The following is an 11,657-nucleotide window of genomic DNA, read 5'->3' on the forward strand; positions in this document are numbered from 1 at the left end:
TATTTATGCAATTCGGCGTGTCGCTATGTATATTCTCTAGCTGCGCATCACTTTCATCTACGCGAAGGGGTCATAACCGGAATCTCGGTTGCGGATGTATTCCATCTGCGTACTGGCCTTGTCCGCAGCATCGGGCCCGCATGTGTCCTCCACAAAGGCCAGGGCCATATCGATGCCGGCCGAGATACCCGAAGAGGTGCGAAACTTTCCATCGACCACCCAGCGGGCATCCTTGACCCAGTCCACGCGCTCCCCCGTGCCGACGACCCAGTCAAAGGCCAAGTCATTGGAGGTTGCACGCCGACCGTCGAGCACACCGGCGGCAGCCAAGAGAGCCGAGCCTGTGCAGACCGTCATTACCTGCGGCGACTGGGCGGCCAGGCTTGCCAACTGCCTAATCCATCGGTCGTTTCCAACCAGAGTTCGCGTGCCGGAACCGCCAGGTATCAGCAAAACTCCCTTGGGATCGATCGCTTCGGATCCTAGAGCTTCGACCCTGACACCGCCCTCCCCGACTTTCACTCCAGGGCCGTCCAAGGAGAAAAGCCGCACCCGGGCGCCATCAGTGTTGACGAAAACCTCAAAGGGGCCAAAGATATCCAAGGGTTCAAACCCGTCGAATACGACAATATTGATATCCAAGCCCATCTGAATGACTCCCTGCTTAAATCTCAGGCGCTGACGCCATCCCCGCCTGAGCCGCCGCCACCCGTCGAGGGCGACGGCATCATCTGCTGGTAGAAGTCGTTCAGGGAGACCCCGTTGACCAGAAGCCAGATCCAAGCCAAGGTAAAGAGGAGGTTGATGATCAGGGCAGCCATGGCCAACCCGTAGCCCTTCATATGCAGTCGGCGGGTCCGATACATGGAAACGCCGCCGAGCAAGGCGGGAATCACAGGCATGGGCAAAAAGAGGGCCATGAGGAAGGCGATGATGGCGCAGGGATCCCAGTGGCCGTAGACCGGATTTTGGGAGGGATCGTTCAGATCGGGCATGCCCTGGGGAGGCCATCCTGGCGCACCGGGACGGGTCTGAGGATTCCCAGGATTTCCGCCGCGACCGGGACCCGACTGCCCCGCCATGGGCATGGGCCTATTGGCGGGGTTGCCTTGGGACGAATCCGCTTCCTTGGTCTTGGATTCGGGGTCTGGGCGACCGTATACGTACGGATTCCATCCTGGATAACGATCGGCGCGTGCGCCGTACAAGGGCTGGTCGCCCCCATCATGATCCTGGCGGTCAGGTCCACCGGCTGTGCCCTGTTCTTGAGAATCCGTCATGTCCCTCGGTCCCCTCGATGCCCGGTCAGGCACGCAGCACGGCGCCCAGACCTGCAGTCTTGTCAACGATGGCCTGGCGCAGGGATTCGCTGTCCTCGGACGTCAAGGTGCGGTCCGGGGCGCGGAAGGTGACTGCGAAGGCCAGCGATTTTGCATGCTCACCGATCTGATCGCCAGTGAAAACGTCGAACAGCTCGATGGATTCAAGACTAGACCCAGCCGCTTCTCTGATGGCGGAAGTCAGGTCGGCGGCCGAAACCGTTTCCGGCACGGTGAAGGCCAGATCCTGACGGACCGGCGGGAAGGTCGACACGGGCTTGGCCTGCAGGGGCGTGTAGTCCAGGTGGTCCAGCACCATGTCCAGACTCAGCTCGAAGGCGGCCGAGTGGGCGGGGAAGCCCAGAGCCTGATCAACCCGAGGATGCAGCTCGCCCACCATGCCGACAAGCGTGCCGTCATCCAGGACCAGCCTGGCGGTACGGCCCGGATGACACTGGTCGGGCACCTGCTCGGCCGGGGGCTGCTCCATCCGATAGTGTGCTCCCAACCTGTCCAGAACACGACGAGCCGACTCGACTGCATCAGTCCAGTCCACATCCCTGCTGTCCTTAAGCCAGCCATCCTCCTGAGCACGGCCGGTCAGCAGGGCCGCCACATGCAGCCGTTGCTCCGGCAGACCCTGGTCCAGGCGGGCCAGATCCTCGTCGCTGGGCCGCACGCCGCCCGGAAGGGTCGGCACCGCAGGGGCCTTGGGATCGCGACGGAAGACGTAGCCGATCTCGAAGAGACGCACATCCGTGTTGCCACGTCGCAGGTTGCGCTCCACGGTGTTGGCCAGCGGCAGCAGCAGGCTCTGCCTTAGATAGGGCCTGTCAGCGGCCATGGGGTTGGCAAGCTCCACGCTGTTGACATGAACCTCATCAGGATCCATGCCGAAGGCCTTGAAATCATTGTCGCCGACGAACGGGTAGTCCAGAACCTCGGTCAGCCCATACTCGGCCAGGGTGTCAGCCACCCAACGGCGGCGCTGCTGGCGATCGGTCAGACCAACCGCACCTGACACCTTGGGCGATGGCACGGTGACAGGGATGCGGTCATAGCCCACCAGGCGGGCCACCTCCTCGACCAGGTCGCAGCCCTCTCCCAGGTCGGGCCTCCAGGTTGGCGGGGTCACCGACAGCCGGCCTTGAGGATCACCCTGGACCGTGCAGCCGATGTCACGCAGAATGGCGACGATGCGCTGGGGCTCCACCTCCAGTCCGGTCAGACGTGCCACCTCGCTGACGGCAAAGTCGATGACCGGCATGGGCTTGGTCTGGTTCAAATCCAACGGAGCATCCAGGTCCTGGCCACCGGCAAGGCGATGCAACAGATCGGCGGCCATGGCTGCGGCGGCCGGTTGCATCTGCGGATCCACCCCACGCTCAAAGCGCTTGGAGGCCTCCGAGGGCAGCTTGTGGCGACGGGCGGTCCGTGCGATGGTCACCTGGTCGAAGTGGGCGGACTCGATCAGGATGTTCTTCGTCTGATCGGTCACCTCGCCATACAGGCCGCCCATAACCCCGGCCAGACCCAGTATGCGGGAACCCTCATGCCCCTCGGGCGAGTCGGTGATGAGCAGATCTTCGGTGCTGAGCTCGCGATCCTTGCCATCAAGGGTGGTCAGGTGCTCGCCCTGCCGGGCCCTGCGGACGACGATGGGGCCGCTGAGCTTGTCCAGATCGTAGGCGTGCAGGGGCTGGCCCAGATCCAGCATGACGTAGTTGCTGATGTCCACCGGCAGGCTGATGGAGCGCATGCCGGCCCGAACCAGCCGACGACGCATCCAGCTGGGAGTGGCGGCTTTGGGGTCGCACCCGGTCAGGGCCCGCAGGTAGTAGCGGTCGCATCCGGGCTGACCATGAATGGGATTGTCGTCCTCAACATGCACGGCCAGCGGAGCCTGATCCTCCTGCGTTGCGGAGGCTGGCACGGTCTTGTTCAGCTCAATCACCGGATCCGTGTACTCAGCGCCCGTGGAGTGGTGATATTCGCGGGCAACCCCCCGGTAGGAGAAGTCGTAGCCACGGTCCGGGGTGATGTTGATTTCAAGCACGGGCCTATTCATATGCAGGAGGCTCATGGCATCGTCACCGGGCTTGAGCTGCTCGTACTGCTCGGGGGTGAACCCGTAGTTGCGCAGCAGGATGATGCCCTGATGGTCCGAACCCAGTCCCAGCTCACGCTCGGAGGCGCACATGCCGTCCGAGAGGTGGCCATAGGTCTTGCGCGGCTCGATGCGGAAGTCCCCAGGCAGGACGGCCCCCGGCAGGGTCACCACCACTTTCTCGCCCGCAGCCATGTTGGGGGCCCCGCAGACGATGCCCCGGGGCACCTTGCGGCCCTGGTCGTCCACAGCGTTGTACTGCTCGCCCACATCCACATGGCACCAGTTGATGGTCTTGCCGTTCTTCTGGGGCTCGGGCTCGGCATCCACCACATAGCCGACCACAATGGGGCCGGTCACCGTGGACTGGTGGATGTCCTCTTCCTCCAGACCGACCCGGACCAGGTCCTTGCCCAGCTGTTCATAGGTCAGATCCTCGGGGACCTGCACATGCTCCTTGAGCCAGTCGATATCTACCATTGGCATCTGACGGTCACTCCCCCATCTCGAACTGCTGGCTGAACCGCACGTCGCCTTCGACCAGGTCGTGCATGTCGTTGATGTCGTGGCGCAGGAGCAGGGTGCGCTCCATGCCCACACCGAAGGCGAAGCCTGAGTAGCGCTGCGGATCCACGCCTGCCGACCTCAGAACATTGGGGTTGACCATGCCGCAGCCTCCCCATTCGATCCATCCAGGGCCGCCCTTCTTGTCGGGGAACCAGAGGTCCATCTCGGCGCTGGGCTCGGTGAAGGGGAAGTATGAGGGCCTCAGTCTGGTCCGGGCCTCGGGGCCGAACATGGCCACGGCGAGCTTGTCCAGGGTGCCCTTGAGGTCGGCCATGGTCAGGTGCTCATCGACGGCGATGGCCTCGCACTGGTGAAAGACCGGGGTGTGGGTTGCATCCAGTTCGTCGGTGCGGAAGACCCTGCCCGTGCAGGCCACGTAGAGCGGTACGCCACGGGTTATCAGGGAACGGGCCTGGTCGGGCGAGGTATGGGTGCGCATGACCATGTTGGAGCCGACGAAACCGGCGGCATCCCTGGCCTGGCTGCCCTTGACGTAGAAGGTGTCCTGCATCTGGCGGGCAGGATGGTCAGGGCCGAAGTTGAGCGCATCGAAGTTGTACCACTCGGCTTCCAGCTCGGGACCCTGGGCGATGCTCCAACCCATGGAGACGAAGAAGTCCTCCACGTCCTCCATGAGTTTGGACAGCGGGTGGCGGGCGCCCTGGGGACGGCGGTTGACCGGCAGGGTCATATCCACCCGCTCGGCGGCCAGGCGGCGGGACTCCTCCTCCTGGCGCAGCTGCCGCTCCTTGAGCCCGTAGGCACGGCCAAAGTCAGCCTTGAGCTTGCCTGCCAGACGCCCGGCGGTCTTCTTCTGATCCGCTGGCAGTTTTCCGATGATCCGGCCTGATCCGGCCAGGGCTGAACCTGTCCCCGCATACTTGGCCTTGATCGCCTTGAGCTCTTCCAGATCGGAGACTTCGCGAATCCTGCCGATGCCCTCGTTGACCTCGTCGGTCATCGCCGCGGGGTCGAATTCTTCCTGTGCCACCATGGACCTTTCCACTGTTGCCAATGCCATGTCCGGGCCGCAAATCAGCGGAAAATCCCGGTCGTTGACGCCTTCATATTCTTTCAATACGACTCGACATGGCCATGGCGTAGAGCAGCACCGCCGCCGAGGTGGCCAGATTGAGCGATTCAGCCCGCCCGTATATGGGTATGCGAACGATCTGATCCATGGACTCCAGCAGCTCATTGGGCAGTCCACGTGCCTCATTGCCGAAGAGCAGGGCCATGGGTTGACCCGCCGTGTCTGTCTTGGACAAGGCACCGCTCGCCATCAAATCATTCAGGGAGCGGACCGGTTTGTCCGGCGTGCCATAGACATCGGCCGCCACCATGGCCCGGCCCTGCCGTCTGCACAGGGCCAGGAAGTCCTCAGTGCCCATGGTCGCCAGGGGTATGTGAAAGGCCGAGCCAGCCGTAGAGCGAATGACCTTGGGATTGGTCGGTTCCACGCACTGATCCACCAGGATGACTGCCCGGCAGCCCGCAGCATCGGCCGTGCGCATGACGGTTCCGGCATTGCCTGGATCACGGATCTGCCAGAAGGCTGCCACCAGGTCGGGCCCCTCCCCCGTCTGGCTCCGGGGATCGTCAAGGTCCGTCGCATGGGCCAAAAATCCATCAGTCCGCGCCTGGGCCAGGATCCCCTGCGCATTGCCGCTGATGGCATGCATGACCCTGGCGGAGACGAAGTGCCCATAGCAGTCAGGCAGCTCCCGGGCCTGCTCCATGATGGCGCCTGCGGTCTCGTTGAGCGGCCGCGGATGACCGCCCTTATCTACAGAAGAGGACTCATCCGCCTGGACATAGAGGTCAGTCAGCAGGTCGGGACGCCAGCGGACCGCCTCGCGCACGCTCTGCGGACCCTCTATCAGGAAGCGGCCATGACGCTGCCGGGCCCGCCGATCCTGCAATTCAGCCAGACGGCGAATTCGTTGGGCACGGGGATTGTCAAGAAGGGAGTCATCAAAGGGCATGGGCACAACTCTAGCCCCGGCAGTCGAAAGCACGGCCGACGGACCTTGATGAGCCCGCGTCTGTGGGAAAGTTCACTGAAAGAAAGGCCTGCGCCCCTTGTGCTCCTCGGACAAGGGGCTAGTGTTAAAGAACCGGTCGGGTCGACCACGTCCGTTGTTGGTCTGGCGCAGACCGACCATCACTCGTCTGGCTTGGCCAGAATCATTGTGAGGAGACGATATGCCCGTATACACACTTCCCGATCTGCCCTACGACTACTCGGCGCTGGAGCCGTACGTGTCCGGCAAGATCATGGAGCTGCACCATGACAAGCACCATCAGGCTTATGTGAACGGTGCCAACAAGGCCCTGGAGCAGATCCACGACGCGGCCGAGTCCGGCAACGTGGCTCAGTCCAACCTGCTGGAGAAGAACCTGGCCTTCAACCTGGCCGGGCACAAGAACCACTCCATCTTCTGGAAGAACATGGCCCCGGCCATCGGCCAGGAGCCCACTGGCGAGCTCAAGGCCGCCATCGAGGACCAGTTCGGGTCCTTCCAAGGCTTCCAGACCTACTTCGAGTCCATGTGCGCAGGCATCCAGGGCTCCGGCTGGGCTGTCCTTGCCTGGGATACCCTGGGCGAGCGCCTGGTCACCCTGCAGATGTACGACCACCAGGGCAACCTGCCTGTCACCATCTTCCCGCTGGTCCTGCTGGACCTCTGGGAGCACGCCTACTACCTGGAGTACCTGAACGACCGGGCCAGCTACGTCAAGGCCTGGTGGCACATCGTCAACTGGGAGGATGCCTCCAAGCGCTTCGACGAGGTGCGCAACATCAACACCACTCTGGCCAGGTAAAAGACCAGCGCTTCCAACCACAGGCGGACCCCGGTCCTTTCCCCTCTCTGCGGGAGGCGGAAAGGACCGGGGTTCCTCTATATCCGGAGCCTGCGGAAAACCCGGGCGATCAGTTGCCGAAGAAGGCGATGGAGCCGGTCAGGGCAGCCAGGGTCAGGGAGATTGCAGGCACAGCCAGGCATATGAGCAGGAAACCGGCGTCACGTGGTCTGATCTGGGAAACCCTGGCATGGGTGCGCGGTGTGCTGCCGCCGAAACCCCTGGCCTCCATGGCCGTAGCCAAGGTCGTCGAACGCCTGATGGACAGGACCAGCAGGGCGAAGGCCTGGGGCATAAAGGCCTTGAAACGGTTCTCATCGCCCAGCCCGCGACTGCGGCGCGAGGCGGTCAGGGCCGACCAGTCATCCTTGAGAACGGTGAAGAGCCGCATGCCGGCCAGCCCGCCGTAGACGAAGCGATCAGGCAGGTGGAGCACCTGGCTGAAGGCATCGGCCAGATCGGTGGCGTCTATTCCCAGCACGGTGATGATGGCGGGAATCCCGATGGCCAGGATTCGCAACGCGGTGGCCAGGGCCAGATCCAACGACCGCTGGGTGATGTGGATCATGCCCCACTGCCAGAAGGTGGCGCCGCCGCTCTTGCCGTAGAGGATGATCGCCAGGGCCGAGCCGGGGGCCCCCAGGAAGATGGGCCAGGTGGATCTGACCACCCGCAGGGGTGTGAAGCCTGCCGCGCCCAGCATCAGGAACTCCAGGATCAGGGCCGTCGTGGCCGAGACCGGGTCCAGGCTGATCAGCAGGGGCAGAGCCGCCAGGAAAGCCCCGATCAGACGGAAGGCCGGATTGATGGAGGCTATGTATGGCGACCGGCTGGCCGGCTTGACCGGCTCGTCCCGCTGATCCATGGGCGTGACGGTCAGTCTGGCCGCAACAGTCTTCTGACGGGCCTGCAAATCTGACTCTGATACAGGCCAGACGGCCTTCTGGGCTCCCGGAGGCGTCATCTCCACCAGACGGGCATCCAGGGCCTGGACCAGCTCCCGGTCGTGGGTGACCAGGATGATGCAGGCTCCTTGGTCGCGCAGGTCTGCAATCAGCTGGGCCATGCTGACCCAGGTGTTCCTGTCCTGACCGAAGGTAGGCTCGTCAAGAATCAGCATCTGAGGTGCGGCGGCCAGGGCCGAGGCCACGGTGAGCCGCCGCTTCTCACCGCCCGAGAGCGTGTAAGGGTTGGCATGCGCGTACTGCCTCAGCCTGAAACGGTCCAGCAGCTCCAGGGCGCGATCCTGGGCCCGCTCCTCGCTCATACCAGTGCGGATTGGAGCCAACTTGACCTCATCCAAGACCGTGCCCCGGGCGAACTGATGCTCGGGATTCTGAAAGACATAGGCGATGCGCGCCGCCAGCTGGGATGAGGTCCATCGAATGGGCTCGGGCTCGGCAGGCGTCTGCCCCTGGAGTCCCCGGAGCAGGCGGTCCTGGGCAAGGACCGAACCGGCCACTGGCTCCAGCAGACCGGCCAGGGTCATGGCCAGCGTGGACTTGCCGGCTCCGTTGGCTCCGACCAAGGCGGTGATCTGACCGGCCCTGAATTCCAAATCGATATGCTCGGCCACTGCCTTGCCCTGACGGCCCACCGCCAGATCCTGAGCGGCCAGCAGGACGGGATGATCATCCTGGCCGGGATCGGATTGCCCGGACCTGACCCTGGACCCCCCAAGCTCAGGGAGCGAATCCCTGGCGCTCCTATAAGCTTCGGGAACCCAGATGCCCAGTGAGGCCAGGTCCAATCCAGGATCAGTGAATACCTCCTGGGGGCTGCCGTCGGCCATGATCACCGTCTTGCGATAGGTCGCAGCGCCCGATCCGCCGGTGCCGTCTTCAACCTCGCCCAGCCCAAGCACGATGACCCGGTCGATCATATCCATCCATGGACCTGCCCGGTGCTCGACCAGAATCATGGTCGAGCCTTGCCGGTCCAGGACCTTCCTGACGGCGCCGACAATCTGGTCGACGCCGACCGGATCCAGATTAGCCGTGGGCTCATCCAGCAGGAGCAGCCCAGGCTGCATGGCCAGGGCGCCGGCCAGGGCCAGACGCTGCATCTGCCCTCCGCTCAGATGCATGGTGGACCGGGTCAGCTGCAGGTCAGCCAAACCCACCTCGGCCATGGCCCTCTGCACCCGTGGCCAGATTTCCTCTCGGGGCAGCCCCATGTTCTCGGGCCCGAAGGCCACATTGTCACCAAGCCGCTGAAAGATGGCCTGGGCATCCGGATCCTGCAGGACCAGCCCCACACGCCCCCGGCTGGAGACGGCGGGATTGCCGTCAATCAGGACCTGGCCCTGGGTCACCCCGCCTTCGTCATCCTCGACCTGATCCTGACCGCTCTGCGGGGCATGATCGCCCAGAAGCCCGGCCACACCCTCGAGGATGGTCGATTTGCCAATGCCGGAGGCTCCCAGCAGCAGCACCCGCTGACCTGCAGGAATGCTCAGGGAGAGGTCCCTGACGGCGAAGTGGTTCCGATAGGCATGCCGATAACCCCAACCGCGCAGCTCCAAGGCTGCGGGTCGGTAGGGATTGTCCTGGATGCTCCGGTCCACGCCCAGACCTCTACTTCCCGGCCGTACGAATATCGCGGCCGGAGGCGAAGCGGTCCAGAGCCCCGGTGGCGGCAATGGCCTTGTAGAGGTACCAGACCAGCACTCCAGCGATCAGAGCGCCCGAGATCAGGGTGGCTATCAGATAGATCACCCCATAGGGGCCGGTCAGGTTGATGGCCTGCAGGTGCGTGCAGAAGGAGTACAGCCAGCAGCCGAAACCAGCGGCAGCGCCTGACAGTGCCACCGTGGACATGTTCCAACGCCGGTAACGCAGCAGCATGAAGACCAGTTCGGCCATGAAGCCCTGAAGCAGGCCAATCAGTATGGTCTCCACAGGCACCCAAAGGCTGCCCAGCAGCGACTCCAGGATGGCTGCGACCAGCTCGGCATAGACAGCCGCCCCCGGCTTGCGCACGATGACCGATGCCAAGGGCCCGGCAAACAGGTAAAGACCGTTGAGAATGCCCCCCAGACCGGGCACGACCCCGTCCAGGAATGACCAGGGAATGGTGGTCACCATGGCAACCACCCAGTAGATGACTGCGGAGGCCACCCCGATGACCGAGGCTACGGCGATATCCACCACCCTCCACCGTCGGGAGGGGGTCCTGACCTGGGAGGGAGTCCGCTCGGACTCCGGCTCCGATCCGGAAGCAGTGTTGTTTATGAAATGACCATCGGTCATGATCTTGTGCCTTTCCTCGGGGCGCTCCCTGTGAGCGCCATCCCGTTCAGGCACGGGTCCAGTGACATCCGTGCGCCGGCATTACCCGGTAAACGTTCGTCCGGTTGAGGCTGAGCCTCCTCTCAGCCGCACGCCCATAGGCATACGGCCCCCGTGTCACTTGCCATCTTAGAACATACGATGGTCAAGGGAATCCAGCAGCAGGGCCTCGGTGATGATGTTGTCGACCAGCCCCTGCAGGGAGATGGACTCGTTCGGGCTGTGGGCGTTGGACTGGGGATCCTCTGGGCCGGTCACCAGGACCTGGGCCTCAGGGAAGAGCCGCTTGAGTTCGGGGATGAAGGGGATGGATCCGCCCTCGCCCTTGTTGACCGGGTCCCGTCCGAAGGCCTGCCGCATGGCCTCCTCGGCCTGCCGGACCACCGGGCTGCCGGCATCCATGGCCCATCCCATGCCCATGTCGCCGGGCGTGACCTCCACCCTGGCCCCCTGAGGAGCATGGGCGATCAAAAAATCAGCCAAGGCCTGCGCGGCCTGCTCAGGACGCTGGGTGGGCGCAGTGCGCAGGGAAATGCGGAAGCGGGTCATATCAGCCAGCACGTTGAAGGAGCCCTCCACCGGGTGGGCATCGAAGCCGATCACCGCCGCTGCAGGCTTGGTCCAGAGCCGGGAGGCCAAAGAGTCGGTTCCGGCCAGCCGGTAGGAGTCCACCACGCCGGCATCCGCACGCAGCTGGGCCTGGTCCAGGTCACGCTGCAGGCCGCCTATGGGCTGTCCGCCCTCCAGACCGGGCACAGCAAGTTCCCCATGGTCGTCATACATGGAGGCGATCAGCATGGCGGACAGGGTGTTGGCATCCAGGATGGGCCCGCCGAACTGCCCGGAGTGAACCGGGTGCTCAAGGACTGTGACCGTGACATCCAGGTCCGCATTCCCTCTTAGGGAGGTGGTCAGGCTGGGGGTGTCCGCCGACCAGTTGCCCGAGTCGGCCACGATGATCAGATCCGAGGCGAAATCGTCCCGATGAGCCTGGAGGAAGGGGATGAAGCTGCGCGAGCCCATCTCCTCCTCACCCTCGATGAAGACCTTGACGTTGACGCACAGGTCCTTGCCCAGGGCGTGCAGGGCACCCGAGTGGATGGCGATGCCGCCGCCGTCGTCGGCCGATCCGCGTCCGTAGAGCCGTCCCTCCTTCTCTACGCCGGCAAAGGGGTCAGTGGACCACTGGGAGGGATCGGGCACCGGCTGCACATCGTGATGAGCGTAGAGCAGGACGGTCGGGGCCTTGTCGTCCACCTGCCGGGATCCGATGACTTCGAAGGCGCCCGGGGTCCCGTCAGGATTGGTGGCCTGGACCACCCGGGCATCTACACCCACCTGCCGCAGTTGCCCGGCCACATAGTCGGCCGATCGCCGCATGTGATCCCCGGTGATCCCCTTGGCCGAAACCGAAGCCAGGGCGATCTTGTCCTTGAGCAGATCGACGATCCGGCTCCTATCGTCCTGCACACGTGTGCGGATCGTCTCCAGGCCCAGCTCCGCCATCGT

The 11,657-nt window shown here is 64.0% G+C and carries 9 protein-coding genes and 1 riboswitch; of the genes, 1 reads left to right on the top strand and 8 read right to left on the bottom strand.

Annotated elements, in window-relative coordinates; genetic code table 11:
* Positions 1–57: 57 nt before the first annotated feature.
* The 5 genes from ACUIAG_RS03480 to ACUIAG_RS03500 all read right to left on the bottom strand — a co-directional run bounded on the left by ACUIAG_RS03480 (position 58) and on the right by ACUIAG_RS03500 (position 5,978).
* The gene (locus ACUIAG_RS03480) at positions 58–648 is read right to left on the bottom strand and encodes a DJ-1/PfpI family protein (RefSeq protein WP_445340192.1); all 591 of its coding nucleotides are present in this window, start codon (positions 646–648) and stop codon (positions 58–60) included.
* A 23-nt stretch (positions 649–671) separates the two neighbouring features.
* The gene (locus tag ACUIAG_RS03485) at positions 672–1,280 is read right to left on the bottom strand and encodes a DUF4190 domain-containing protein (protein ID WP_445340193.1); all 609 of its coding nucleotides are present in this window, start codon (positions 1,278–1,280) and stop codon (positions 672–674) included.
* Positions 1,281–1,305: 25 nt separating this feature from the next.
* Positions 1,306–3,912: a phenylalanine--tRNA ligase subunit beta gene (gene pheT / locus ACUIAG_RS03490; RefSeq protein ID WP_445340194.1), complete on the bottom strand. Its 2,607-nt coding sequence runs from the start codon at positions 3,910–3,912 to the stop codon at positions 1,306–1,308.
* A 7-nt stretch (positions 3,913–3,919) separates the two neighbouring features.
* Entirely contained in the window at positions 3,920–4,987 is a 1,068-nt protein-coding gene (pheS, locus tag ACUIAG_RS03495) for a phenylalanine--tRNA ligase subunit alpha (RefSeq protein ID WP_445340195.1), read from the bottom strand.
* Positions 4,988–5,057: 70 nt separating this feature from the next.
* Complete coding sequence (locus tag ACUIAG_RS03500; protein ID WP_445340196.1) at positions 5,058–5,978, bottom strand: TrmH family RNA methyltransferase; 921 nt, start codon at positions 5,976–5,978, stop codon at positions 5,058–5,060.
* A gap of 220 nt (positions 5,979–6,198) precedes the next feature.
* On the opposite strand from ACUIAG_RS03500, the gene ACUIAG_RS03505 reads away from it, so the two are divergent.
* Positions 6,199–6,819 (top strand): superoxide dismutase, encoded by a 621-nt coding sequence (locus ACUIAG_RS03505; RefSeq protein ID WP_015022073.1) that lies wholly within the window; start codon positions 6,199–6,201, stop codon positions 6,817–6,819.
* Positions 6,820–6,928: 109 nt separating this feature from the next.
* Here the strand turns inward: ACUIAG_RS03505 and ACUIAG_RS03510 are convergent, their stop codons facing one another.
* From ACUIAG_RS03510 to ACUIAG_RS03520, 3 genes are all read right to left on the bottom strand, one after another.
* Positions 6,929–9,424: an ATP-binding cassette domain-containing protein gene (locus ACUIAG_RS03510; RefSeq protein WP_445340197.1), complete on the bottom strand. Its 2,496-nt coding sequence runs from the start codon at positions 9,422–9,424 to the stop codon at positions 6,929–6,931.
* Between the two features lie 10 nt (positions 9,425–9,434).
* Positions 9,435–10,109 (bottom strand): ECF transporter S component, encoded by a 675-nt coding sequence (locus tag ACUIAG_RS03515; RefSeq protein ID WP_082067708.1) that lies wholly within the window; start codon positions 10,107–10,109, stop codon positions 9,435–9,437.
* Positions 10,110–10,158: 49 nt separating this feature from the next.
* Positions 10,159–10,274, bottom strand: a riboswitch (TPP riboswitch).
* Positions 10,275–10,277: 3 nt separating this feature from the next.
* Entirely contained in the window at positions 10,278–11,654 is a 1,377-nt protein-coding gene (locus ACUIAG_RS03520) for a dipeptidase (protein ID WP_445340198.1), read from the bottom strand.
* Positions 11,655–11,657: the final 3 nt, after the last annotated feature.

The organism is Bifidobacterium sp. ESL0825 (genome assembly GCF_052606465.1).

Coding starts and splice junctions, on each gene's coding strand:
- ACUIAG_RS03485 (WP_445340193.1), bottom strand. CDS start 1,280: ATGACGGATTCTCAAGAACAGGGCACAGCCGGTGGACCTGACCGCCAG.
- ACUIAG_RS03515 (WP_082067708.1), bottom strand. CDS start 10,109: ATGACCGATGGTCATTTCATAAACAACACTGCTTCCGGATCGGAGCCG.
- ACUIAG_RS03480 (WP_445340192.1), bottom strand. CDS start 648: ATGGGCTTGGATATCAATATTGTCGTATTCGACGGGTTTGAACCCTTG.
- pheT (WP_445340194.1), bottom strand. CDS start 3,912: ATGCCAATGGTAGATATCGACTGGCTCAAGGAGCATGTGCAGGTCCCC.
- ACUIAG_RS03500 (WP_445340196.1), bottom strand. CDS start 5,978: ATGCCCTTTGATGACTCCCTTCTTGACAATCCCCGTGCCCAACGAATT.
- pheS (WP_445340195.1), bottom strand. CDS start 4,987: ATGGTGGCACAGGAAGAATTCGACCCCGCGGCGATGACCGACGAGGTC.
- ACUIAG_RS03505 (WP_015022073.1), top strand. CDS start 6,199: ATGCCCGTATACACACTTCCCGATCTGCCCTACGACTACTCGGCGCTG.
- ACUIAG_RS03520 (WP_445340198.1), bottom strand. CDS start 11,654: ATGGCGGAGCTGGGCCTGGAGACGATCCGCACACGTGTGCAGGACGAT.